General features: G+C 49.2%; 24 protein-coding genes. 15 read left to right on the forward strand and 9 right to left on the reverse strand.

The features are described 5' to 3' along the window. Positions 1–86: 86 nt before the first annotated feature. Genes AB9P05_RS15375 through AB9P05_RS15395 form a run of 5 tightly spaced genes read left to right on the forward strand, consistent with a single transcriptional unit; the run spans position 87 to position 4,369 of the window. Positions 87–1,010 carry a decaprenyl-phosphate phosphoribosyltransferase gene (locus AB9P05_RS15375; protein ID WP_371909714.1) on the forward strand — a complete coding sequence of 308 codons (924 nt, stop codon included), beginning with the start codon at positions 87–89 and terminating at the stop codon, positions 1,008–1,010. Position 1,011: 1 nt separating this feature from the next. After that, positions 1,012–2,352 (forward strand): FAD-binding protein, encoded by a 1,341-nt coding sequence (locus AB9P05_RS15380; protein ID WP_371909715.1) that lies wholly within the window; start codon positions 1,012–1,014, stop codon positions 2,350–2,352. Next, positions 2,349–3,089, forward strand: coding sequence for an SDR family oxidoreductase (locus AB9P05_RS15385; RefSeq protein ID WP_371909716.1), 741 nt, complete (start codon positions 2,349–2,351; stop codon positions 3,087–3,089). The genes AB9P05_RS15380 and AB9P05_RS15385 overlap by 4 nt, the downstream gene beginning before the upstream one ends. Then, the gene (locus AB9P05_RS15390) at positions 3,086–3,694 is read left to right on the forward strand and encodes an HAD family hydrolase (protein ID WP_371909717.1); all 609 of its coding nucleotides are present in this window, start codon (positions 3,086–3,088) and stop codon (positions 3,692–3,694) included. Before AB9P05_RS15385 ends, AB9P05_RS15390 begins: the two co-directional genes overlap by 4 nt. After that, positions 3,695–4,369, forward strand: a complete 675-nt coding sequence (locus AB9P05_RS15395; protein ID WP_371909718.1) for an alpha/beta fold hydrolase — start codon at positions 3,695–3,697, stop codon at positions 4,367–4,369. It abuts the gene before it with no gap. Positions 4,370–4,463: 94 nt separating this feature from the next. Here the strand turns inward: AB9P05_RS15395 and rnhA are convergent, their stop codons facing one another. The 4 genes from rnhA to aroQ all read right to left on the reverse strand — a co-directional run bounded on the left by rnhA (position 4,464) and on the right by aroQ (position 7,060). Then, positions 4,464–4,922, reverse strand: a complete 459-nt coding sequence (gene rnhA, locus AB9P05_RS15400) for a ribonuclease HI (protein WP_371909719.1) — start codon at positions 4,920–4,922, stop codon at positions 4,464–4,466. Next, positions 4,922–5,491 (reverse strand): MarC family protein, encoded by a 570-nt coding sequence (locus AB9P05_RS15405; protein ID WP_371909720.1) that lies wholly within the window; start codon positions 5,489–5,491, stop codon positions 4,922–4,924. The genes rnhA and AB9P05_RS15405 overlap by 1 nt, the downstream gene beginning before the upstream one ends. Before the next feature lie 68 nt (positions 5,492–5,559). Then, complete coding sequence (locus AB9P05_RS15410; RefSeq protein WP_371909721.1) at positions 5,560–6,624, reverse strand: aminotransferase class V-fold PLP-dependent enzyme; 1,065 nt, start codon at positions 6,622–6,624, stop codon at positions 5,560–5,562. Positions 6,625–6,634: 10 nt separating this feature from the next. Beyond that, positions 6,635–7,060, reverse strand: a complete 426-nt coding sequence (gene aroQ, locus AB9P05_RS15415) for a type II 3-dehydroquinate dehydratase (protein ID WP_371909722.1) — start codon at positions 7,058–7,060, stop codon at positions 6,635–6,637. Between the two features lie 39 nt (positions 7,061–7,099). Between aroQ and xerD the strand changes: the two genes are divergently transcribed. The 7 genes from xerD to AB9P05_RS15450 all read left to right on the forward strand — a co-directional run bounded on the left by xerD (position 7,100) and on the right by AB9P05_RS15450 (position 14,687). Beyond that, complete coding sequence (gene xerD / locus AB9P05_RS15420; protein WP_371909723.1) at positions 7,100–8,014, forward strand: site-specific tyrosine recombinase XerD; 915 nt, start codon at positions 7,100–7,102, stop codon at positions 8,012–8,014. 208 nt (positions 8,015–8,222) lie between these two features. Beyond that, complete coding sequence (locus tag AB9P05_RS15425; RefSeq protein ID WP_371909724.1) at positions 8,223–9,179, forward strand: S8 family serine peptidase; 957 nt, start codon at positions 8,223–8,225, stop codon at positions 9,177–9,179. Between the two features lie 46 nt (positions 9,180–9,225). Continuing rightward, positions 9,226–9,612, forward strand: a complete 387-nt coding sequence (locus tag AB9P05_RS15430) for a hypothetical protein (RefSeq protein WP_371909725.1) — start codon at positions 9,226–9,228, stop codon at positions 9,610–9,612. A gap of 273 nt (positions 9,613–9,885) precedes the next feature. Then, on the forward strand, positions 9,886–11,739 hold the full coding sequence (locus tag AB9P05_RS15435) for a tetratricopeptide repeat protein (RefSeq protein WP_371909726.1): 1,854 nt from the start codon (positions 9,886–9,888) through the stop codon (positions 11,737–11,739). Then, a complete protein-coding gene (locus AB9P05_RS15440) occupies positions 11,736–12,380 on the forward strand; it encodes a response regulator (RefSeq protein ID WP_371909727.1) in 645 nt (214 codons plus the stop codon). The genes AB9P05_RS15435 and AB9P05_RS15440 overlap by 4 nt, the downstream gene beginning before the upstream one ends. A 218-nt stretch (positions 12,381–12,598) precedes the next feature. Further along, positions 12,599–13,585, forward strand: a complete 987-nt coding sequence (locus AB9P05_RS15445; protein WP_371909728.1) for a patatin-like phospholipase family protein — start codon at positions 12,599–12,601, stop codon at positions 13,583–13,585. 79 nt (positions 13,586–13,664) lie between these two features. Then, positions 13,665–14,687 carry a patatin-like phospholipase family protein gene (locus tag AB9P05_RS15450; RefSeq protein ID WP_371909729.1) on the forward strand — a complete coding sequence of 341 codons (1,023 nt, stop codon included), beginning with the start codon at positions 13,665–13,667 and terminating at the stop codon, positions 14,685–14,687. Positions 14,688–14,701: 14 nt separating this feature from the next. On the opposite strand, the gene AB9P05_RS15455 is transcribed toward AB9P05_RS15450, so the two are convergent. The 4 genes from AB9P05_RS15455 to AB9P05_RS15470 form a co-directional block, all read right to left on the reverse strand. Then, on the reverse strand, positions 14,702–15,742 hold the full coding sequence (locus AB9P05_RS15455) for a glutathione synthetase (RefSeq protein ID WP_371909730.1): 1,041 nt from the start codon (positions 15,740–15,742) through the stop codon (positions 14,702–14,704). 1 nt (position 15,743) lies between these two features. Further along, complete coding sequence (locus tag AB9P05_RS15460) at positions 15,744–17,621, reverse strand: flavohemoglobin expression-modulating QEGLA motif protein (protein ID WP_371909731.1); 1,878 nt, start codon at positions 17,619–17,621, stop codon at positions 15,744–15,746. Beyond that, complete coding sequence (locus AB9P05_RS15465) at positions 17,606–18,415, reverse strand: N-formylglutamate amidohydrolase (RefSeq protein WP_371909732.1); 810 nt, start codon at positions 18,413–18,415, stop codon at positions 17,606–17,608. Before AB9P05_RS15465 ends, AB9P05_RS15460 begins: the two co-directional genes overlap by 16 nt. A gap of 96 nt (positions 18,416–18,511) precedes the next feature. After that, positions 18,512–18,964, reverse strand: coding sequence for a DUF2007 domain-containing protein (locus AB9P05_RS15470; RefSeq protein ID WP_371909733.1), 453 nt, complete (start codon positions 18,962–18,964; stop codon positions 18,512–18,514). A 193-nt stretch (positions 18,965–19,157) separates the two neighbouring features. Here AB9P05_RS15470 and AB9P05_RS15475 point away from each other — a divergent pair, with 193 nt between their 5' ends. Beyond that, on the forward strand, positions 19,158–20,024 hold the full coding sequence (locus tag AB9P05_RS15475) for a DUF4349 domain-containing protein (RefSeq protein WP_371909734.1): 867 nt from the start codon (positions 19,158–19,160) through the stop codon (positions 20,022–20,024). A 78-nt stretch (positions 20,025–20,102) separates the two neighbouring features. On the opposite strand, the gene AB9P05_RS15480 is transcribed toward AB9P05_RS15475, so the two are convergent. Further along, a complete protein-coding gene (locus AB9P05_RS15480; RefSeq protein WP_371909735.1) occupies positions 20,103–22,037 on the reverse strand; it encodes an alpha/beta fold hydrolase in 1,935 nt (644 codons plus the stop codon). A 222-nt stretch (positions 22,038–22,259) separates the two neighbouring features. Between AB9P05_RS15480 and AB9P05_RS15485 the strand changes: the two genes are divergently transcribed. Continuing rightward, positions 22,260–22,883, forward strand: a complete 624-nt coding sequence (locus AB9P05_RS15485; protein ID WP_371909736.1) for a chromophore lyase CpcT/CpeT — start codon at positions 22,260–22,262, stop codon at positions 22,881–22,883. Beyond that, a complete protein-coding gene (locus AB9P05_RS15490) occupies positions 22,864–23,388 on the forward strand; it encodes a GNAT family N-acetyltransferase (RefSeq protein ID WP_371909737.1) in 525 nt (174 codons plus the stop codon). Before AB9P05_RS15485 ends, AB9P05_RS15490 begins: the two co-directional genes overlap by 20 nt. The last annotated feature ends 58 nt before the right edge of the window (positions 23,389–23,446 follow it).

Below are 23,446 nucleotides of genomic sequence, written 5' to 3' on the forward strand. Positions count from 1 at the left end.
AAAGTAATGTTTAACTGCCTTGCGGATGGGCACGGAATATGATTACGTGGCTAAAAATTCCGCGTAATATTCCATATAATTGTGATATGTTAAATACCGTTGAGGCTGAAAAGGGATCGTTGATGTCGCAAACAGCTACCTTACTCCGGCTCATCAGGGTGAAACATTGGGTTAAAAATACCTTTTTGTTCATTCCTGCATTTTTTGCCGGTACCTTGTTCAGAGCGGAGGGACTTCTCCAGCTCATAGCAGGATTTTTTGCATTTAGTTTCATTGCCAGTGCCGTTTATATCATGAATGACTACCGTGATATAGAGAGTGACCGGCAGCATCCGGTCAAGAGTAAAAGACCCCTGGCATCCGGGGCTGTCTCGCCCAGGGCGGGGCTTAGCTATATGAGCATCTTATTAGTAACTGGTCTGGCTATAGGCCTCATCCTTTCCCCTTATTTTCTGGCTTTCCTTGGGGTTTATTTTGTAATGAATATTGCCTATTCCATGGGCCTTAAGAATATCAGCATACTTGATATTTTTATCATTGCCCTGGGGTTTTTGCTGCGTACCGTTTCGGGCGGTATACTGGCCGAGGTGCCTATCAGCCAGTGGCTTATTATCATGGTTTTTCTGCTGGCCGTATTTCTTGGGCTGGCTAAGCGCCGCGACGACCTGGTACTGGCAGAGCAGGAAGGGAAAGTACTGCGTAAAGCGAGCGAGAAATACAACCTTGTTTACGTGAATAACTGCCTCACCATGCTGGCGGCCGTGATCGTAGTGGCCTACCTGATGTACTGTCTTAGCGATGAGGTCATCCAGCGTTTTGAATCACCTTACCTTTTTTACACCAGTGTGTTCGTTATCGCCGGGATGATGCGTTACCTGCAGATAACCCTGGTGGAACAAAACAGCGGTTCCCCTACAAAAGTATTGTACAAGGATGCTTTTATCCGGATTACCCTGTTATTGTGGATCCTCGCCTTCATGGTACTTATCTACGCCAATAAATTGTTCTGATATGTCATTACAGGAAGTTTCGAACTGGGGCAATTACCCTAAAATGGAGGCTGAGGTAAAGACCTTTTCAGAGGTAAGCGAAGCCGAAGCCTACCTCTCCGGTACAAAGGTCCCGGTGATACCGCGTGGTAATGGCCGCTGCTATGGCGATGCTTCGCTGGAAGAGCACATACTGAGCACTCTGCGATATGATAAGTTGCTGGAGTTTGACAGGGAGCAAGGCATACTTGAATGCCAGTCCGGGATTACCCTGGACCAGGTGCTGGAAGTAGTGGTGCCATCAGGTTGGTTTGTGCCGGTTACGCCCGGCACTAAGTTCATAACGGTGGGGGGTGCCATAGCCTCAGATGTACATGGTAAGAATCACCATGCCGAAGGCTGCTTTGCAGATCACGTGCTGGAGATGGATGTACTTACCGGTACCGGAGAGCTCATTACATGTGGTCCGTCTTTTCAGCAGGAGCTTTTCGAAGCCACCCGTGGAGGGATGGGACTTACCGGTCTGATCACGCGTGTGCACTTTAAACTTAAGCCTGTACGCAGCAGCTACATATACCAGAAGCAGATAAAGGCACGTAACCTGGATGAGGCCTTTGACCTGTTCCAGGAATATAAAGATTATACCTACTCCGTATCATGGATAGACTGCTTTCAAACAGGAAAAGACCTGGGCAGAAGCATCCTGATGGTAGGCGAGCATGCCGAATTGGAGGAGTTGAGCGCTTCCCAAAAACGTGATCCGCTCAAGGTGCATGATAAGCGGTTGCTAACCATGCCGGTCTACCTGCCGGGTATGGCGCTAAATCCCCTTTCCATCCGTTCATTTAATTTCCTGTACTACCTTAAGAACACGAAAAAGCTGCAGGAAGGCACGGTAGATTATAATGGGTTCTTCTATCCACTGGATGCCATACTGGAGTGGAATAAGATGTATGGCCGTAAAGGGTTTGTGCAGTACCAGTTTGTACTGCCTATGGAAACCAGCCGCAAGGGGCTGGAAGACATCCTTAACCGTATCAATGCGAAGGGGCTTGGCTCATTTCTGGCCGTACTGAAGTTATTTGGTAAACAAGATAACCTCATCTCCTTTCCTATGGAGGGCTACACCCTTGCACTGGATTTTCCCGTACGCGATGGTCTTTTTCCCTTTTTGGACGAACTGGATAAGGTGGTGCATGACCTGGGAGGGCGTCTTTACCTTTCCAAAGATGCACGTATGAGTAAGGAAGCCTTTCTGCAGGGGTATCCGCGGGCTGAGGAGTTTATCCGGCTGGTAAAAAAATATAATCCGCAGAATACATATAATAGCATTCAAGCGAAACGACTCGGAATAACCACATGAGTAAAGTACTGATACTGGGCGCTACGTCCGACATGGCAGTTGCCATTGCCAAAAAGTTCGCATCCGAAGGGTACAGCCTCATATTGGCGGCCCGCAGCCTCACGAAGCTGGAGCCTCTTCAGAAGGATATGGCCATCCGCTTTCCCGACGTGGGGGTAGAGTCTTTGGCCTTTGATGCCCTCGACTTTGCGTCACACCAGCCTTTTGTGGATCAACTGGTACAGGGAGGACTTCCGGAGGTTTCAGTGTGTGTTTTCGGATACCTGGGAGACCAGGAAAAGGCCCAGCAGGACTGGAACGAGGCGATGCAGATCATCGGCACTAACTACACGGGGGCCGCTTCTGTGATGGATCGTCTGGCAGAGGCCTATGAAAAAAAGGGCAGTGGATGCCTTATTGGTATTTCATCCGTGGCGGGCGAAAGAGGCCGGCAGAGCAATTACTTTTACGGTAGTGCCAAAGCGGCCTTCAGTGCCTACCTGTCAGGCCTTCGTAATCGCATGGCCAAAAAGAATGTACATGTAGTGACGGTGAAGCCCGGCTTTGTGAATACAAAGATGATCGAGGGCATGGATACCCCTAAGCCGCTCACGGCTCAGCCTGAGGAAGTAGCCAAGACGGTTTACAGCGCCTATAAAAAGGAGAAGAACATCGTTTACACCAAATCTGTATGGCGCCCGCTCATGTATGCTATCAAGAGTATACCGGAGAGTATGTTCAAAAAGCTTAAGCTGTGAGTAAGAGCCTCGCCTTATTTGATTTCGATGGTACCGTTACGCGAGGTGATTCCTTTATGCGGATGATCCGCTATGTTGTAGGCTGGCCCCGTTTCCTTGCAGGTATGGCGGTGCTCAGTCCCGTACTGGTGGCCTACAAAGCAAAGCTTATTCCGAACTGGCGAGCCAAGGAGATTGTACTGGCCCATTTCTTCAAAACATGGCGACAGGAGAAATTTAACGATCGCTGTGAGAAATTTGCGCGTAATGTGATCCCGCACATGGTACGTCCCGCGGCAATCGAGCAAATCAAACAGCACCAGGAGCAAGGCCATAAGGTTGTTCTCGTGTCTGCTTCTGCGGAAAACTGGCTCAGTTGCTGGGCTGAAGAGATGGACATAGACCTGATTGCCACACGGGTAGAACTAAAAGAGGGCCGGGTGACCGGCAAACTGGAAGGCCGGAACTGCTATGGGCCGGAAAAGGAAAGCCGTATTCGTGAGGAAATAGATCTGGCCAAATACGATCATATTTATGCCTATGGTGACAGCAAGGGTGACCGTGAAATGCTGGCCATGGCAAAAACTGCACATTATCGCCCTTTTCGCAATAAACAGGCAGGCTAAATGCAACCGCTGAAAACTACTCTACTGCCGGTATATTGTATTGGCGGATTGGGAGTGGATGAGCGGGTATTTCAGCACTATCACTTTCCGGGTGATAAGATCGTGCTTCCTTATTTCACACCACAAGCGGGAGATGACATCTGTAGCTATGCGGATAAGCTGGCTGAGAGGATTACTCACGATCACTTCATCCTACTGGGAATCAGTTTCGGTGGCATACTTGCCCAGCAAATAGCCTTGGCTAAAAAGCCTGCGGCATTAATCCTTATCAGCTCCATACAATCCTACCGGCAGATACCACGGGTTTACCGTGTGGCGATGAAGCTGGGAGGCAGCAGAGGCTTGCGGCTTGCGTGGAAGACTGACATCCCTTTCACACGAAATTACTTCTTCACAGCCAGGGAAAAGACTCATCGCAGGACGCTGCAGAGGATCTATGAGGCGACTGACTTTGATCTGGTGGCCTGGTCGCTACCCCTTATCATGAAGTGGGAGGGTGTGGATTTGCCTGATGATCTGCCGAAACTGATCTTACACGGCTGTAGAGATAAGTTTTTTCCCGTCGGCAGGCGGGCAGATATCGATGAGTGCATTGAGGGGGCAGGGCACTTTATGGTGGTAAGTCACCACAAAAAGGTCCGTACAAGTCTGGAAGAGTTTTTAAGTACCAGGTAGGTATAATTAAATGGAGGTGGATCTTTTTCTTGGTAGTTTTAGTATCTAATGCTTTCTGAAATATAATAAAAAAGGCCCGCACAGGGCCTTTTTACTATCCTTCAGCAGATTCGTATCCTTCGTCTACCAGTAAGTTTCCACCTTCGGCACTGGATACCGCCAGCTCATCGCAGCGCTCGTTTTCCGGTATACCTGCATGGCCTTTCACCCACTTCAGCTTCACATCGTGCTGGTTATAGATATCTATAAACCGTTTCCACAGGTCCGGGTTCTTCTTGCCTTTAAAGTTCTTCTTCTTCCATCCCCAGAGCCAGCCTTTCGTTACCGCATCCACCACATACTTACTATCCGAGTACACAGTCACCTCCTGTCCGGGCTTTTTCAGTGCTTCCAGGCCCACAATCACCGCCAGCAGTTCCATGCGGTTATTAGTGGTTTTGCGAAAGCCTTCGGAAATTTCCTTACGGTGCGGGCCGGCCATCAGTACTACCCCGTAGCCTCCCGGCCCGGGGTTTCCCAATGAGGACCCGTCTGTGTACATCGTGATCTGCATCAGGCGAGAATATTCGTTTTAAACAGCTTAATGGCTATGGCAAGCAGGATGATCCCGAATACCTTTCTAAGCACATTAAAGCCTGCATTACCTATTTTTCTTTCCAGCCAGCGGCTTGTTTTCAATACTACGTAAACAAAAACGAGGTTCAAAAGAATGCCCACCAGAATGTTAGGCCCCTCGTAGGCTGCTTTCAGCGACACCAGGGTAGTCATAGTACCAGCCCCGGCAATGAGCGGGAACGCCAGCGGCACGATGGATGCGCTGCCAGCCTCTTCCGTATCAGCCCGGAAAAACTGCAGACCGAGTACCATCTCCATGCCCAGAATGAACATGATCAATGCGCCGGCAATAGCGAACGACTCCACATCTATACCGAAAAGCTTAAGTATGGATTCTCCCAGGTACAGGAAGGCGATCATAATGATGCCTGCCACCAGGGTTGCCTTTTCGGATTGAATGTGACCCGCTTTTTTTCTCAGATCGATGACAATAGGAATTGAGCCTAGAATATCGATCACGGAAAAGAGAATAAGCGATACGCTTATTATTTCTCTGAAATTCAACATGTCTTACCTCCTTTTGTAAAATAAGCCCGCAAAGGTATGAAAAGAGGTAAATTAGACAATGGGTGAGATCAGGAATAATTATTTAGTAAAAATGCCTTAAGCTTTTCTACATCTTCACTGTCAATGGCCGGAAAGTTGGCTATTCGGAAACTGGTCTCCTTGTGCGGACCATACCCTTTGCCAAGCTGTATACCTGCTTCATTGGCCGTGCGGTGTATCTCCGCTATACGATCTGCAGGGGCCTTTACGGCAAGCACCGTGCGTGAGCGAAGGTACTCGTCCGGCACCATCCAGTCCAGTACAGATGAGTTGGTAATCACCTCGCTCAAGTCCTTATACTGCTCCTCCAGCCGCTTATGGATTGGGCCTATGCCATAGCGCTTTTCCATACTGCGCTTGAGCAGGTATATACCCAGCACATTAGGGGTGTAATGGGTCTGGTACTTGTCCATGTTTTCCAGCATGCGTAGCAGGCTGTTATAGTGCCCCCCCTCGTTTAGCTGGCGGGCGCGTTCTACGGCCCGCGGACTCAGGATCATAAGGCCCAGGCCTGCCGGTAGTCCCAGGCACTTTTGTACAGAACCGTAGGCAATGTCTATACGGCTAAAGTCAAGGGCTATGCCACCCAGTGAGCTGGTGGCATCAATGGCGATAAGGGCTTGCGGGTACTTCCGGTGTATACTTTCCAGAGCCATCTGCGGTATACGCGTGCCGTTGGAAGTTTCGTTATGCGTAAAGCACAGTATCTCCGTAGCCTTTGGCAGTTTTATAGATTCAAAATCCGGCATCTTGGTCAGATCAAAGGTAGTGGCTTTAGCCTTAGGCCGGATATTTTTGGCAAAAGTGAACCACTTCTCACCGAAGGAGCCGTTGTAGAAGTGATAGCTCATGGTGCGGGTAAGGGATTGGGCGATCACCTCCCAGCACTCGGTGGCACTGGAGGTGAAAACGATCCTGTAGCTATCCGGGATAGATAACCTGTCTTTAAGGAGTTCCACCGCTTCGCGGCACAGTGTCATAAAGCCCTCACTGCGGTGGTTAATACTAAGAATTCCCTGATCGTATGCATCCTGCACATAGGCAGGTATTTCCGGGTATACTTTGGATGGCCCCGGGTTAAAGGTGGTTGTCATTGCGTGACCATTACTTTTTATCGATGAAATACTCTAAGGCCAGCCTGTAGCCTTTTAATCCCAGGCCGGCAATAGTACCTGCACACACCGGTGCCAGGTAGCTGTGATGACGAAACGCCTCGCGGGCATATATGTTGGAGATATGCACCTCCAGCACCGGTGTTTCTATGCCTGCCACCGCATCGGCCAGTGCCACAGATGTGTGGGTATAGGCTCCGGCGTTCAGAATGATTCCGTCTGCCTCTCCAAACCCCTTACTGTGCAGGTGGTCTACCAGTGCACCTTCGCTATTGCTTTGAAAATACGTCAGTTCATTTCCCTCATATTCTTTAACAAGTGCATCAAAGAAAGCTTCAAATGACTGGTGCCCGTATATTTCAGGCTGCCGCTTACCCAGCAGGTTCAGATTAGGTCCGTTTACAATAGCGATCTTCATAGCTAAAAATACATTATCTTTCCGGCCAGAAGGATACAAATGGATAAGTGGGATAATTACCTAAAGCAATTCAGGAATCACCTCCGTCTCGAGCGGTCGCTGGCGGCCAACTCCATCGATGCTTATGAGCGGGATGTGGTAAAACTAAAACAGTTTGCTCAAATCTCCAATGGACCAGCCAGCCCCCTTGAGGCTACCCTGCCATGGCTGAGGAGTTTTATCCAGTATCTGGCCAAAAAAGGCCTCTCCGCCTACTCTCAGGCGCGCATTATTAGTGGTATCAGACAATTTTATCGCTTTCTTGTTTTTGAGGATTACCTCCCTACTGATCCTTCCGAATTACTGGAAGCCCCCCGCCTGGGCCGTAAGCTGCCCGACACCCTGGAAGTTCATGAGATAGATGCCATTCTGGAAAGTATAGATATGAGTACTGACCATGGCGTGCGTAACCGGGCTATGCTGGAAACACTCTATAGTTCAGGATTGCGGGTAAGTGAGCTTGTTTCTTTGCACCTCAACCATGTGTATGCCGGCGAGGGAGGACCGGGGTTTTTGAGAGTATTGGGCAAGGGCAATAAGGAAAGGCTTGTGCCTATCGGCAGTAGTGCCCTCAAGTACATACAGATGTACCGCGAGCACGTCAGGGTACATTTTGCCCCGAAAAAAGGTCATGAACATATACTGTTTCTCAATCGCCGCGGTGCCATGCTCACCCGAAATTATGTATTTATGGCGCTGAAGGAGCTGGTAGCCAGAGCAGGAATAGCCAAAAATATCAGTCCGCATACATTCAGGCATAGCTTTGCCACCCATCTGATAGAGGGGGGGGCAGACCTGAGAGCGGTACAGGACATGTTAGGCCATGAGTCTATTACCACCACCGAAATCTACACCCATCTTGACCGTGATTTTCTGCGGCAGACTATCATGGAATTTCATCCCCGTGGAAAGTGACCCTGCATTTGACGGGACAGCTATACCCACCTAAGGTCATGTAAGGCCTCTCATATTCCAGCCTTCCTTTACGTGAGGTAGCCTTTTTGCCTTACGGGATCCTTATCGCTCCCTGAATTCAGGTAGTAGGAATATAACCGGAATTCGTGTTTCAACTCCTTTATTTTTCAGACACTTTTACCACATATCAAATTAACGAGGTGAAGGTATGAAGCAGGAACAACTCGCGCAGAGGTATAATTCGTCCAACGATAGCGGCGGGAGTAAAATTTCAGAGAGGCCCCACTGGGGAGTAGAGCAGGAACTGCTTGACTTGCATAAGGAAGAAATAAAAGTAAACGGAGTGAAAACCAGGATGGACGGAAGCGGAGTAAAGATCGCCATCCTAGATGGTGCTGTAGACCTGGAGCACTCATCTTTCCGGCAAAATCAACACAAATCCTTTGATCTCATTACCGATAATTGGGTGAAATATCCTGATAAGACAGTTTCACACAAGCATGGCACCATGGTGGCCGGTGTGATCGGGGCAGATGGGTGCGGTAAGCCAGGCAGACTGCATGGGGTGGCTCCCGGGGCTGCCATGTACTGTTACCGGGTAATGGATTCCAGCCAGAGGATAGTCCCTTATGCACTGGAAAAAAGCCTGGTTTGCGCTTTTGAAGAAGGGGTTGATATCATAAATATGAGTATCAGGCACCTGCCTGCAGACCGGCGTATCCTGAATCTGATCAGGGAGGCTTTTCGCAGAGGGATTGTGCTGGTGGCCCAGGCAGGTAACTATGAGTATAACGGAGTAGATAATGTGGATTATCCGGCTGCACTACAGGAGACCCTCGCTATAGCAGGGCATGACCGGGGCACATACGCTGCGCGAAAGGCAAAAGGGCAGTTTCTGGATTTTACGGCCCCTGGCAGTAACCTCTGCGGGCTGGCGCCGGGGCAGCAGTACACTAACGATACAGGCTCTTCATTTGCCTGCAGCTATTTCAGCGGGCTCGTTGCACTCCTTCTACAGGTATATCATGCTAAAAATCTTTATCCCTCTCCCAGCCAGGTTGAGGCAATCATGGCTGGCTGCACATATAGTAACGCATTCAGCATAGAGTCTGGTCATGGCTGTATTTCTGTTAAAAAGCTCATCAGCCACCTGAAAAGCCTCTGACCGTACAATTACAGATTAATCTATCCATTATAAAACATACTAACTTATGAATGATCAATTCAAACCCTATGTTCACCTGTTTTCCACTAATCTTCCCACAACCAATGTTAATGTGAACATCAAGCTTAGGTACAGGGTCAGTGTCGACCCTGCCTATGTATACCACTGGAGGCAGTTTGGTAGTGAAGAGTATAAAATAGAAGGAGACACCCGTTTCTACGAGATCATCGGGTTTACAGCCGGAAATCCGCCGGCAGGGGTGGATGTGGGAGAGCAATTATCCATTAATCCCGGAAATTTACTGCTGGGCGCGAGAGACTTTGTGGTACCAAGTATCATTAATGAGCGGAAGGTAAAATTGTCTGTACTGGCCGGAGACGGCGGGGGAGGGGAAGGCAATAGCACCTCTTACTACATAGATGCAGACACCTGATCCTGAATAACACTTTTGGAGCTCCTTTTTTTACCAAAATCACCTAACCTCTTCTGTCCGCGACAACTGCTTCCGGAAAATGGCGGGTAATTTTTGCCATGGATTACAATTACCTGAAAATAAATGAGGTTATAATTGGCTGTTTTTGGTGAAATAAGGGGCTTTTTTTCTTCGTAGTTAAATTATATTAGATATTATCAAGTGTAACATAGTTACTTAGTTTGGAATAAATCCATCATATCTTTAAATTGAAATATCCCAAGCCTATACAAGATGAAACTAAGGATATTTCTTTTCCTCAACCTTTTGCTTTTCAGTTTAAGAGGCTTTACTGCGCCTTATATTGTAGACAGCCTATACCGCATTTCAGAAGGCGAAACAGATGGTGAATATTTCCGTCAGGAGGCCAAAAAGCTGGCAAAAGAAGGTCGACTTGAAGAAGCCATGGCGGCCTTTGAGGAAGCTATTTCCCTGTTCAAAGAAGCAAATGATTCCCTGGGGGTGGCAGAGGCGCTCAATAGCCGGGGCGTGGCCTATAAAAATGCCAGCAAATTCTTGGAGGCAGTAGATGACTACCTTTTAGCAGCGACTATTAACCAAAGTATGGGGGAGCTGGCCGGACTGGCTAATAATTATACCAACCTCGGTAACTATTATGCAGATAGTGGCCAGCCCGATAAGGCCATGAAATACCTGCAAAAGGCATTGAGATTATATAAACAAACCGGGGATCAGTTAAGAGTGAACTACGTTGCTAACTCTCTGGGTACCTTATACTATACAGAAGGGTATGAAGACTATAATCTTGATTCTGCTGCCTACTACCTTCAAATAGCCTACGATGGATTTGAAGAGCTCGGAGCTACCCTTTACCTGCCAGGCATAAAGCAGAACTTTGGGATGATTGAGGAAAGCAGGGGGAATCCGGAGACAGCGCTTACCTATTACCTGGAAGCAAGGGAGGGCTTTAGTAATATGGAAGATTATCATAACCTGCCAAGGGTGGGGATTAATATAGGCGTCGTATACCTTAATCTGGACCAGCCGGAGGAGGCTTTGAATATACTTGGTGAAAGTAAAGAGATAGCCCTGCAATATGGTGATATGAAAACCTATCAGAGCTTGGAAGAGTGGTCTATACGTGCCTACCTACGAAAAGGCAACACCTTACAGGCAGAACGAAGCTTTAACATTTACGACAGCCTTAAGGAGGCAGATACACAAAATAGAGTAAGGGAAAAGATAGAGGAGATGGAGGCCAGGTATCAGAACGACCTGAAGGAGCAGGAGCTGGCTACCAAGGAAGCCGCCCTGGTCCAAAGCCTAAAGGAGAAAAACACCCTATACACCTTTCTTTCCATCGTACTTATCCTGACCGTATTGATCATTGTGTTCTACAGCCAGCGGCAGAGGGCGCTGAAGCAGCTGGCGGAAAAACAAACAAAGCTACACCATAACGAAATAAGCAAAATGCTGCATGAGCATGAGCAAAAGCGTCTTCACGCCATGCTGGATGGTCAGGAAAAGGAACGCTACCGGATAGCCACCGACCTGCACGACAGGCTTGGAAACACCCTATCCGCTGTAAAACTGCACATGAATGCCTATGATCATATGGCCATGGCTGGAAATGGTAGCGAGTGCAATGGGCAGCGGGATAAAATGGGTGAACTGCTCGACCGGGCTGTAAACGAAGTAAGAGAAATATCACACAATATGCTCTCCGGTGTCCTCACCAAGTTCGGACTTAGTGCTGCCCTCGAAGACCTCAAAGAAACCCTTGAAAGCAGCCAGCAATACCGTGTGCACCTGCAGATCATAAACCTGCATGACAGGATTGAAAATACCCTCGAGCTAAACCTGTACCGGATAGTACAGGAGTTAGTGAGCAACATAATGAAGCATGCCGAAGCCACCATGATCACCATTCAGGTAAATAAGCTGGATGATGAGATCATACTGCTGGTGGAGGACGATGGCGTAGGGTTTACGCCCGGAGCAGGTACCGGCGATGGCGTCGGGCTTCAAAACGTGGCCGATAGAGTAAGGTCGCTAAACGGCCACTTACATGTAGACGCACAGCCCGGCAGAGGGGCATCTATCACTGCAGAAATACCCACACCATGATCAATATAATAATTGCTGACGATCACCGTCTGGTTGTAGACGGTCTCAAACTCATGCTTCACTCACAGCCCGATATCCATCTGATAGGTGAGGCCTACTCGGGCGATGACGTACTCCGCCTGGTAAAAAAAGCTGAGAAAGCAGACCTCATCATCATGGATATAAATATGCCAAATGGCGATGGCATACAAACTACCCGGTACCTCAAAGAGCATCATCCTGATATAAAAATACTGGTGCTCACCATGTACAAAAAGCCCGAGTTTATACGTAACCTGCTTAAAAGCGGTGCTTCGGGCTACGTACTTAAGAATACCGAGCAATCCACCCTTATGAATGCGATAAGGAGCATAGCCGGTGGCGAAACCTTTTTTACACCCGACATAAGCCGGACGGTAATGGAAAGCCTCGTAGGCCACACCCGGCAGCGTACCTTTGAGCTTACCCAGCGCGAAAAGGACGTATTACGCCTGATAGTGGAGGAATGTACCACCCCCGAAATAGCCGAGCGGCTGTACATTAGCACCCATACGGTAGAGACTCACCGTAAGAACCTCTTAAGCAAGCTAAACGTGCGCAATACCGTAGGGCTGGTAAAGTATGCATTGGAAAATGGCATACACGAAGTAGGGAGGTTTTGAAAAAACACCCGCCTTTCATTCATACATATTCTGCTACATTTCGCGTCCCCGAAAACAGTGATTATTTTTTCGCGGTTATCCGTGTTTTTAAATGTAATCCTGTTCCATAATTTCATTCTAAAATCATAAGGAGAAAACTACACAGAATGTAACCGAGACCTTTCAAACCTGGCTATATCATTCCCTTCTGTTTTCCTCCGTAGACAGAATGTTAGTTAATGGAAAAGTTAAAAGTTGCCATCGTGATGAGCGGGGGAGGGGCAAGAGGCGCGTTTCATGTAGGCGCACTGGAATACATCCATCTGCATGTGAATTTTCGCTTTCCGCAATTAGAATACTCCCTGTTTTCAGGCTCCTCCACCAGTACCTATACGGCGCTCATGTTAGCCATGCACAAATACCCTGAGTTGCTTAGCACATGGAAAAGCCTGGGAGTGGAGCGCAGGACACCCGCTAGGTGGCAGACAGCGTGGAAAGTGCTCAGAGGGGCCGGAGGCCTGTATGGCGCAGGTATACTGGATAAGCTGGTGCGAAAATACGTCAGACTTGAAGACCTTAAGATTACCGTACTCATGCACCTGGCTTCCCTGCGCGACGGTCGCTACTTCACCCTCAGTAACACGGACTTTAGTACAACAAATGATCTGCAGCACGCCGCTACTGCTTCTATGCGGACACCCGGGTATATGGATCCTGTTAAGTCACTCAACAGCAGACAGGGACCCCTCAGGGCTGTAGTGGATGGCAGCGCCATGCATGCCAGGCCTATAGGAGAGGTACTGGCTTATGATCCCGATATCATTTTCATTTTATCCACCACCGCATTTAATCCATATGAAAGGGAAAATACCTTTAAAGGCTTGCTGAGGAGGCCCGAAAAGGATGACGCTATTTCACTGGCCTTTTCCCTCTACGGTGAGGCAGCACCGGATATATTATTTGCCCGTGATGTAAAAGAGTTTGTACGCATAAATCACCTGCTCAGAAACGGCTCCATGGCCGTTACCGAATTAAATAGCAGCCTGAAGCCCATGCGATTTGTCAATAACGTAATCGTCTCACCATCTACTGCCCTGGGAGATACCAATGATTACCGGAAAGAAACCATGGTGCGCCGGTGGAATGCCGGATGGATGGCTGCCAGGGATGCTTTTATGCAGTTTGATCCCGGGCTCATAAGTGCAGATACCACCGCTCCGGATTAGCTGTACTCTGATATTTTGTCGTGTAAACTAACAAAGTAGCGCGATTGAAAATTTATAGAGGTGTACAACAACCAAATCTATGAATAAAAAATACGCGATCGTCATGAGCGGCGGGGGAGCCAAGGGAGCTTTCCAGGTAGGTGCCCTCCAGTTTATTCACGAAGTTATTCTGGAAAAATACAAAGGCGAACTAGAGCCCCTCGTTTATAGCGGTGTTTCCGTAGGCTGCCTCAATGCCACCATGCTGGGACAGGATAAGTATAAGACCCTGCTCGACGTATGGCGTAATCTGGATAATGATCAGGTCTACACCGGCCAGGTAAAAGTATTGCCTGCCGTTTGGAGGATATTAAGAGGGAAAAAAGGCATACTCAGCTATGAGCCCCTGGATAAGCTGGTGCGCACCCACATTAAGAAAAATGATTTTGTTCACCGCACACTCATAGGAGCCGTCTCACTGGTAGACGGCAAGTACTACAGCTATAGCCAGGATGATTTTGCAGACGATAAAACCCTGCAGGACGGTGTGCTGGCCTCATCCCTCATGCCCGTTTTCTGGGAGCCTATCCGTACGCTCAAAAGCAAGAAAGGAGACGTCTTTCAGGCAGTAGATGGTGGTCTCAGAAATAATAGCCCCCTCAAAGATGTACTCGTAGACGAAAATGCCGGCGGCAGACCCGATGTTATTTTCATCATAAACTACGCCCCCTTTTCCTTTAAAAAGGAGAAGCCCCTCATCCCAAATGAAAAAGCGGCCGATAATATTTTCAATATCGCCAAGCGCAGTCTTGTGGACATAGCCCTTAATGAAGTATTCCTGAATGACCTTCAGGAGTTTCTGCGCATAAACCACCTTGTCAAGCAGGCCGGCAGCCAGAATGTAACCCTCACATCCCTCAGTGGACGACCCCTTAAGTACTTTAAACCCGTACTAATATCACCCGTAATAGAACTGGGCGATGCCCTCGATTTTGGTCCGGAAATGAATAAAAAGCGCTGGAACCATGGATATGAAGCCGCCAAAGCAGCCTTCCATAACTTTAATATCAATGATGATTCCAACGGCAATACCAACCTGAGTACCCCCAGCCTCACACTCTGAGGCCGGGAATCCCCTTAGAGCATAGAGGCCAGTTTATTATCCAGGGAGCGATCATAGATAGAGTTATAGTACGCCTTATCCTCCAGCTTACGTATAACTTCTTCTGAAAAATTAGCCCCTTCCATTTCAGATAAGATGTTGAGCCCCCCCGGGCTGAATACGTTGATCTCCATCAGCTTATCACCCACTATATCCAGGCCTACCAGAAACATCCCGTCTTGTAGCAACTTAGGCCGTACCACCTTTACCAGGTCCAGTATATTATCATCCACCTTTACACGCTCCGGTTGGCCCCCTGCATGGATGTTGCTGCGCACATCCCCCGAACTGTTCCTCCGGCGCATGGCAGCATATTTACCATCCACACACAGCGCATGGCCATTCAGTACAAAGAGCCGGATGTCCCCCTCGCTCGCGTCCGGCAGGTACTCCTGTGCAATGATAAAGCCATCACGGTTGATCGCATCGATCATCTGGTTCATGTTCTTTTCACTCTTCGAGTCTACCAGGAATACATTCGTACCCCCAGACCCCTGGAGCGGTTTCAGTACAATTTTCTTTTTCTGACTCAGGTAAAAGTCCATGATCTCCTTACGGTTTCGGGTGATGATGGTTTTAGGCCTGATCTTCTCAGGAAAATGCTGGAAGTACATCTTATTCATGGCATTACCCAGGCTCCGAGGATCATTTACTACGATACAGCCGTTTTTAATGGCGATCTGCCCGAATATCAGCGCGGCATTAGTTGCCCACGGCCTCTCGATCATATCGTCCGAAGGGTTGTTTCTCAGAAAGATCACATCAAGGTCAGAGTCCAGTATCTTCGTGTACTCTGCCTCCCTTACCCCCTCCATCATCGATTTTGTGGACTTAAACTTCTTAGCCGGCACCTTTTTCGCCCGGCCCCCCATGCAGCCCTCCGAATAGTAAGCCAGGTCACCCACCCCAAGCAGGTATACGTCGTGTTCCCGCTTCAATACGGAGAAAGCCAATTGCGGAGTCGTGTAATTCTCCTTTTCAGTGGCTACGTCATTTACGACAAATGCGATCCTCATATTAATGTGTAGCTAATTCAGTGATTGATTGATATGATCTGATTTCCGCCAGCTTCTCCTTGAGTTTATTTTGATGCAGAAAAAGTGGTAGCACCTCAGGTTTTTTCAGGATACTCCTGTATAAAAGTTCTTCAATGTAAGGTATATGCTTCTCCGCCAGTTTGCCCACATATAGGTGCTCCATTTCATCATGGTGCTGCATGTAGTGGAGCAGCTTTTGGAACCCCCTCAGGTAGATGGCATCTTTAGTAAGTCCGCCGCCCCGGTGTATGCGCGTAGTGATATTAAACGCCGTTCGTTCGCCAAAGCCGTGTTCAGCCTGGAGCATACCGTAGTTTTCTATGAAGTCCGCCCCCTCCGCCAGGTGGTTTGCCGCTATCACCCGTGCGGCCAGCAGCCGCAGCCTCGCACGGGTAAGACCACCGGCCATATATTCAGAAAATACCGCCAGGCCCTCCTGCCACTCATCATACCCTGCCAGGCCTACATAAAACAACTCCAGAGGCTGCTTCTTACCGTTATAGTAAGTGACAGAGTGCGTGCCTATCTCATGTTCCAGCAGAGGAGCCACCCGGTGGGCCGGGCTGTAGAAGGTATCCGATATCATCAGACACCCGCGGCTCACCATAATACCATCCAGGTCTTTACGTATTCTGATGTCACAGCCAAAGGCCCCATCCTGGTTTCGAAGAGCCTGTATATACCTTTCGCCCTGTCTCCTGAACGCCTCCGGGCTCACCCGGTCCGGTTCCTCTTCCTCATCGCCGGTTCGTAGTTCATCCAGTATCGCTTTCGCTAGGTTTACCAGCTCAGCATCCGGCTTGCCATACAGGCGAAAGCTGTTGTACAAAAACTGCTGCGTATTTCGCTCCTCCAGCATGCTTATTTCCTTGTCCATTTCCGCCCGTTTGTCATGCAGCAGAAAAGCCAGCGTAGGGTCATCTATGCGGTCAATGCTGATATCATACAGGTCACGCTTCATCTTTTCCGGATCTGCCGGCAGCAGGCGGTAGCGAAATACTGGAGGTTCAGAGCAGTTATTTTGCTTAAATCTTTCCCACTCCTCAGCGGTGTTGACCGGCGTTACCGCCAGCAGAAAGTCATACGTATTATTGATCTCCGCCAGTTGGGCATCCACCTCCCTTACCCGCTCCTCCAGCAGGCTCGTACCCAGCACACCAAAGTGGGCAAATGAAATAGTCGTCTGCACCCTGATAAATTCAAAAATGGCTTTCTTAACTAACCGTGTGAAGTGACTCTTAAAAGAGCGGAAGGGGATAGGATACCGGATGGTATCCACCGTTCCGAAAAACAGTGGCATTTGAATACCCAGCGCCAGCACACTATTCTCCTTATATTCATCAATGGAAAATGCGGGACCCTTACCAGCCGGGTGCCGTATGTCCCCCCTTTCCGTTACCACTACTGAGCCTGGCACAGACATAGACAGCTCCTTCAGGCCATCTTCAAGAATCTGGCGGGTAGATTGTGCCATGCTGCGTGGAGCAAAAAGATGAAAGGAAGGCTCCGCATCATCCACCGTTTTTTGAGACCACACCTCCACCAGCAGAAAAGCATCAAACGCTTCTTTTCTCACCTCCGATATGCTCCCGATCAGGTTGCGATACACATCCGGCAGCTCCATGTCTTCCTGGGGCACCAGCAGGTAGTTAGCCTGGCCCCGTATCAGGCGTACCATGCTCTCGTCACGGTCACCTTTTGCAAAGCGATAAAGGCACAGAAAGGGAAAGCGATGGTCAAAAGATAAAAAGCCCCCATCCGGCAAGGCCGTATGGACGCTTTTATCTGTATGTATTTTTTCCTGTATTTCTGCCCAGGTAAACTTTGCAGGACGGACGTCGCCTATTTTTTCACCCATCCCTCCTGTTGCTTCGCCACTATGCGGGCCGCTTTTAGGGTAGGCTCTACCGTACCGGCCAGGATCTCCTTCAGCCTTTCCACCTTCTCCCGGTGTGCCTTACCCTTCCACTCGCTCATAAAGATCTTTTTAAACTCAATAGAAATGCAAAGGCATCGGCTGCCGAAGTGTTCGTATATCCACTCAGGGAAGTAGCCACCCCCGAATTTTACATTTTCCCTTACATCCAGCGAGCGGCCAAAATAGTCCGCCTTGCGAATCGATGCGGCCATAGAACCCACCACCGGCTCCCATATCGCCAGGTCATTAAACTCAGTACCCAGGTTTATTTCGGGGTTCTCATCCGGGTCAGCCTCCTTTCTCGGCCCTTCACGCTTATAGTTGTAAGAATGTATATCGTATATCAGCGCAAAGCCAAACTGCTCTATCGTAGTGGTGATAAGTGTGTGTACGTGATCATAGAAAGCCTTATAGATTTTCATTGATCGCTCGATCTCCTTCTTTGTAGGCTTCTTTTTCCACACCTCCAGGCCCCAGGCATCTTCAGGCTTCAGGTATACCGCCTTCGATGGCGGCCGGTTCAGGTCCACCTCAAAGCGACTCCGGCTGCCCACCATACGGTTAGGACTTACCTCCGTAAACGCCCGGGTAAAAGGGTCCTCTTCCCGCAGTCGTTCTTTATCTGATAAGTTATATTTTTCTGCCAGCTCAGGCCGTATATCATGGCCGTCATGTATAGCAAATGTTATAAGAGGATATGATGCGTAATCCAGTTCAAAAACCTGTGAACTCATAGTCATTCTTTATTTTTCAAGGCATCGAATGCCATTTCAAGAATAACCTGCAAAGCATCACATGGTTTTATAAATAAGGTTGAGGTAAAGGAAAGCTCAGGGTTTATCCTCCCACTGGTGCGAACATCCGAAGCAACGGTAGCGATACCTGGGCCGCAGAAAAGGAAAGCCCTGAAGAAATACACTGAACGACTCAGGGAGTCCGAGGCCATTCTCCCGGCGACAGTTGTCAGAAGCACACGCCGGACAGAGTATTTCCGCCACTTCAGCATTTGCTTTGCCGGACGTTATAGAATGTAGTACAGGTTCTGCATCACCCGGATCCTCTTCCCAGGCAGGTAATTCATTCAGCAGTGTTTTGGCCAGCATCACATCCTCGCCACGCACCTGCAGCCTTATGCCACCAATAAAATTACCCACCATGCCATAGAGCGTATGCATATGCTCATCAGCTACAAAACACGGGATTCCGTTCGCCTCCAGTCGGGAGCGAAGCATAAACGCCTCAGGATATGCCTCGCAGGTATGTATAGTAACTAGTCTACCCATCTGTCTATTAGTCACTTAAAATAGTAAACCGCTGGTAAAATGCCTACAAATGAGCATTTCAGCGGTACTTTTTTTACCATTACTAACAGGTAACCCGTCAAACGGTAAGAGAATGATAAGATATTTTGGTAGTTTCAATATGAAATATCTCTTAGAAGCGAGTCGTTACTTGTGGAAACCAACCGAAGGAACCATGAAAAATAGTATAATTATTTTCATTTTTCTGTGTCTCATAAGCTGTAAGGAAGCCCCTGAGAGCCTTAGTACAACCGATGGGGCATCCTATGAGGCCGTGCTTACCTCCGAGTCAGAGAAGCTCGCCACTCAGCAGGAAGAAGAGGTAGAAACAGACACAAAGGCAGAAAACCAGCCGGATAAGAAAATGGTACGTACCGGCAGGCTCGCCTGGGAGACCGATGATCCCCGCGAAACCAGGCAACGGATAGTACGCTCACTTGAAAAGCTCGATGGCTTTATCGCTCAGGACAATGAAGAGCGCATGTACAATCGCATCCGCTATACCCTTGTACTGCGTGTGCCCAATAACAATTTTGACAAGCTACTTACCGCCGTTTCCGAAGGAGTGTCCCACTTTGATGAACGTGATATAAAAGTAGTGGATGTCACCGCACGGTACGTGGACCTTTCCGAGCGCCTCAAAACTAAAAAAGAGCTTGAAGAACGCTACCGCCAGCTATTGAAGAAGGCAGAGAAGGTGGAAGACATGCTGAAAATAGAGCGCTCCATTGCTGCCGAACGTGCCGAAATAGAGTCAATGGAAGGCCAGCTTCGCCTCCTGAGCAACCAGGTAGCCTACAGCACCCTCACCATACAACTCCATAAGCCTGTAGATGAACCCCCCATAGCCACCGCAGCATTTGGTTCGCGCCTTACCGATGGCTTTAAGACCGGCTGGGAACTGCTGGAGGATATCATGGTAGCCACCGTTACCCTGTGGCCCATTCTGCTGCTTATAGGCATCGGCATCTTTTTGGCTCGCTGGGTCAAAAGACGCAGAAAGCTCAGACGAGCACACAGCACAGGAACCACCGGCCAATGAGGGACTTGCTTTAAAAAAAGAGAGACCGCATCCCTTAAGGTTGCGGTCTCTCTTTTTTTGGGGAATTACCTCTCTGGCCTATTCCACAGAGGCCCTTTCACTGCCTGCCAGGTAAGCATCCAGGAAAGTCAGTATTTTACTATAGGCCTCCAGCTGGTTCTCCTTTTTGCGAAATCCATGTCCTTCATCCTCAAACAGCACATACTCCACAGGTACCCCTTTTGCACGTACTGCCTCCACTATCTCGTCAGATTCCACTTTAAGCACACGAGGGTCCTGAGAGCCCTGCAGCACCATCAGCGGTTTCGAAATATCATCCGGATGATACAGCGGAGAGATCGCCTTTAACCTTACCGAATCCGCCGTGTCAGGGTCACCCATCTCTTCATACAGCGCCGTTTTAAAGCTTTCCCACCATGGCGGTATGCTCCGCAGGGTTCTCAGCCAGTTAGTTACCCCATACAGGTTTACCCCTACATCAAATACTTCCGGCTCATAAGCCATTGCCGCCATCACCATGTAGCCGCCGTATGAGCCCCCGATGATACCAATGCGGTCACCCATGATGTCAGGCTGCTTTGCCAGCCAGTTTTTTCCTTCCACCACATCCTGCAGGTCCTTTTCCCCGTGGTTCTGATCATCCATCCGGTAAAAGGTTTTTCCATAGCCGCTACTGCCACGGTTATTCACCGCCAGCACTGCGTACCCATGGTTCACAAGGTATTGCATCAGGCCGCTGTAGTTCTGGCGGCTCTGTCCGCCCGGTCCGCCGTGCACCCATACCAGTGCCGGCACCGGCTGGTCTGGCGAGGCCTGCTTAGGCTTGTAGTATATCGCCGGTATAGTCGTTCCGTCAAATGACTCATAGCGCACCACCTCCGCAGAAACCAGGTCCTCACGGTCTATTTCGTCATTAAGCACATCCGTAAGTTTCGTCGCCTCTTCAGTCGCCAGATTAAATACATACAGATCCGATGGCGTGCCTGAGCCGCCTACATAGTAGGTCATCATCCCCTCATCCCGCGACATACGCACCCCCGTGATATCACCATTCTCATACGTAGGAAAGTCCACCACGTCACTCGTTTTAGTCTCTATCACCTCCACCGTGCTTGCCGCATCCTCATTTACCACCGTGATCCGGTACTTGCCATCATGTGAAAAGTAGCCTGACCATACATCCCACTCCGCCTGGTATATTTTATCCGTCGAGTCAGTCGCTATGTCATACGCCATCAGGTAGCGGTACTCCGAGCCCTCATCCGTTGTATAAAATAGCGTATCGTCATTTACACTGAAATCCTGCGCACTATTTGCCGACCTTGCCTTGTTCACCTGCCTCATCTCATCTTTTTCCACATCATACAGGTACAGGTCACTGTCATTCGTATTTATCGCTTTCCCCAATGCGATATACCTTCCGCTGTTCGATACTTCATTGATGTCATAGCCTTCAGTATTTTCGTATATCAGCTCAGGCGTATACGTCTCCGTATCCGTATCCATACGATACAAGTCCATATACCGGTTATCACGTTGGTTAGAGGCAAAATAAACAGACTCCCCATCATGCGAAAAGCCATACATCAGCGCCCGGGCCCCTTCATAGGGTGTAAGGTCCCGTACCGCGCCGTCCTCTTCCCTTACATAAAGGTGGTACCTTTCGTCACCGTTATTATCCATGGCAAACAGTACCCGCTCATCATTAGGGAAGTACCCCTGTGCCTCCAGGTTAGAACTGTCAGACTGGCTCAGAGCCGTCCACTCGCCTCCGCTCACCGGTATCTCATACAGGTTATATATACCGCTCCGGTTGCTTGTTACCAGCACCTTACTGTTGTCCGGAGAGAGGTAGCCCCCGTTCACATCTTCGTTTGCCAGAAACTGCTCTATACTATACTGCGCCACAGTCGCTTCCGCAGGTCTTTCACCAGAGGCGCTGCTTTCCAGTGAGGTATTACAGCCCGTTGCAGCCAGTGAAAGCAGCGCGCCGTACAGAAATAAGTTTTTCATGAGGATTTGAATTCGGTTTGTGAGAAATATAGCGCAAGCCCCGTCCATTTCCAATATAGCCCATGCTTAGTGCGCATATTACCTGAAATACCCCGGTCTTTACAGTATGAACGGAACAGGCCCCACACCCTTAGGGCCTACCTGTGTACTTTCCATTCTTTTTTAAGCTATTTTGAAAATGATTAATGCCGTAGCTTTGTGAGCTAACGCCGTACGACTGGTATGAAGAAGAAGCTTATATTATTCATCTGCTGTTTTGCAGCCGCCCTTATGTCACTTGCCCTACAGGTAGAGCAGGAAGACCCGGAGCTGGACAGGCTCGCCGCCCACCTTACAGGCCACTTTCACAGTGGCGCCCAGGCCGCAGCCGATAGCAGCTACTTCGAGATACATCTGCACAGCGAAAGAATATGGCCCATGCGCCGCGATGGCCACTGGCTATACGTGGAGCAGGCCGCTGCCGGATCGCTGGGCCAGCCCTATCGCCAGCGCGTGTACCAGGTTATGCGGGACTCCGCCAACCAACTCGTTAGCCTAGTCTACGAACTGCCCGAGCCCCAAAACTATATTGGTGCATACAAAAAGCCTGGCGCCTTCGAACAACTTAGTCCCCGTCAGCTCCTGCTGCGTAAGGGGTGCGAAGTGTGGATAGAGCCTTCCGGTAATGGCTTTATGGGTGAAACCCAGCCCGGTGCCTGTGGCAGTAGCCTGCGGGGTGCCAGCTACGCCACCAGCATGGTGCGTATATCAAGCGATTCCCTGCATAGCTGGGATAGAGGATATAACCATACTAACCAGCAAGTCTGGGGTGCTGAAAAAGGAGCCTATGTCTTTGTCAGACAGTAGCAGCGCCACATCCCCGGAAGCTGACGGTATATACGTACGTGAAGGTACCGTAGAGGAAGTATTCAGCCTTATTCCCCACATCCCCGAATTTAACGGTAGCTACCCCCGGGAAGAGTACAACCTCAGATTAAGCCATACCCCCCACCTTATTCTCCTCGCTGAGTGGCGCGACCATATCCGGAATGAGGCCAGAAATAATGAAGGTTCCCTCGCTGGCTTTAAGGTCGGGTACGAACTTCAACCCGGGGTATTCTATAGCTGGATGGGAGGCGTACACCATCGATACCGCCGCATGGGCGTGGCCGCTATGCTCGCCGACAGGCAGGAGGAGTGGGCCATACAAGCAGGGTACAATACCCTGCGCCTTAAAACCTGGAACCGCCACAAAGGCATGCTCTGTTTCTCAATCCTTCGTGGTTTCAATATCCTGTCCGTAGAGCCCTATCCACGCATGGACGACTACCGCATCATCCTAGAGAAATCCCTCAGCCCAAAACACACATAATAAGGACAGACGTAACAATGCCCCCCCTTTCCCGTTAAAAATGTTCGTCACAGAGCAT

The sequence above is a fragment of the Roseivirga sp. BDSF3-8 genome (genome assembly GCF_041449215.1).
In the GTDB taxonomy this organism is placed as follows: Bacteria; Bacteroidota; Bacteroidia; order Cytophagales; family Cyclobacteriaceae; genus JBGNFV01.

What these genes read in the sequence shown, in the direction of transcription:
- AB9P05_RS15445 (WP_371909728.1), top strand. Translation starts at nt 12,599, where the DNA reads ATGGAAAAGTTAAAAGTTGCCATCGTGATGAGCGGGGGAGGGGCAAGA.
- AB9P05_RS15455 (WP_371909730.1), bottom strand. Translation starts at nt 15,742, where the DNA reads ATGAGGATCGCATTTGTCGTAAATGACGTAGCCACTGAAAAGGAGAAT.
- AB9P05_RS15490 (WP_371909737.1), top strand. Translation starts at nt 22,864, where the DNA reads ATGTCTTTGTCAGACAGTAGCAGCGCCACATCCCCGGAAGCTGACGGT.
- AB9P05_RS15385 (WP_371909716.1), top strand. Translation starts at nt 2,349, where the DNA reads ATGAGTAAAGTACTGATACTGGGCGCTACGTCCGACATGGCAGTTGCC.
- AB9P05_RS15380 (WP_371909715.1), top strand. Translation starts at nt 1,012, where the DNA reads ATGTCATTACAGGAAGTTTCGAACTGGGGCAATTACCCTAAAATGGAG.
- AB9P05_RS15480 (WP_371909735.1), bottom strand. Translation starts at nt 22,037, where the DNA reads ATGAAAAACTTATTTCTGTACGGCGCGCTGCTTTCACTGGCTGCAACG.
- AB9P05_RS15430 (WP_371909725.1), top strand. Translation starts at nt 9,226, where the DNA reads ATGAATGATCAATTCAAACCCTATGTTCACCTGTTTTCCACTAATCTT.
- AB9P05_RS15375 (WP_371909714.1), top strand. Translation starts at nt 87, where the DNA reads ATGTTAAATACCGTTGAGGCTGAAAAGGGATCGTTGATGTCGCAAACA.
- AB9P05_RS15470 (WP_371909733.1), bottom strand. Translation starts at nt 18,964, where the DNA reads ATGGGTAGACTAGTTACTATACATACCTGCGAGGCATATCCTGAGGCG.
- aroQ (WP_371909722.1), bottom strand. Translation starts at nt 7,060, where the DNA reads ATGAAGATCGCTATTGTAAACGGACCTAATCTGAACCTGCTGGGTAAG.
- AB9P05_RS15435 (WP_371909726.1), top strand. Translation starts at nt 9,886, where the DNA reads ATGAAACTAAGGATATTTCTTTTCCTCAACCTTTTGCTTTTCAGTTTA.
- AB9P05_RS15410 (WP_371909721.1), bottom strand. Translation starts at nt 6,624, where the DNA reads ATGACAACCACCTTTAACCCGGGGCCATCCAAAGTATACCCGGAAATA.
- rnhA (WP_371909719.1), bottom strand. Translation starts at nt 4,922, where the DNA reads ATGCAGATCACGATGTACACAGACGGGTCCTCATTGGGAAACCCCGGG.
- AB9P05_RS15425 (WP_371909724.1), top strand. Translation starts at nt 8,223, where the DNA reads ATGAAGCAGGAACAACTCGCGCAGAGGTATAATTCGTCCAACGATAGC.
- AB9P05_RS15460 (WP_371909731.1), bottom strand. Translation starts at nt 17,621, where the DNA reads ATGGGTGAAAAAATAGGCGACGTCCGTCCTGCAAAGTTTACCTGGGCA.
- AB9P05_RS15465 (WP_371909732.1), bottom strand. Translation starts at nt 18,415, where the DNA reads ATGAGTTCACAGGTTTTTGAACTGGATTACGCATCATATCCTCTTATA.
- AB9P05_RS15395 (WP_371909718.1), top strand. Translation starts at nt 3,695, where the DNA reads ATGCAACCGCTGAAAACTACTCTACTGCCGGTATATTGTATTGGCGGA.
- AB9P05_RS15450 (WP_371909729.1), top strand. Translation starts at nt 13,665, where the DNA reads ATGAATAAAAAATACGCGATCGTCATGAGCGGCGGGGGAGCCAAGGGA.
- AB9P05_RS15440 (WP_371909727.1), top strand. Translation starts at nt 11,736, where the DNA reads ATGATCAATATAATAATTGCTGACGATCACCGTCTGGTTGTAGACGGT.
- AB9P05_RS15485 (WP_371909736.1), top strand. Translation starts at nt 22,260, where the DNA reads ATGAAGAAGAAGCTTATATTATTCATCTGCTGTTTTGCAGCCGCCCTT.
- AB9P05_RS15475 (WP_371909734.1), top strand. Translation starts at nt 19,158, where the DNA reads ATGAAAAATAGTATAATTATTTTCATTTTTCTGTGTCTCATAAGCTGT.
- AB9P05_RS15405 (WP_371909720.1), bottom strand. Translation starts at nt 5,491, where the DNA reads ATGTTGAATTTCAGAGAAATAATAAGCGTATCGCTTATTCTCTTTTCC.
- xerD (WP_371909723.1), top strand. Translation starts at nt 7,100, where the DNA reads ATGGATAAGTGGGATAATTACCTAAAGCAATTCAGGAATCACCTCCGT.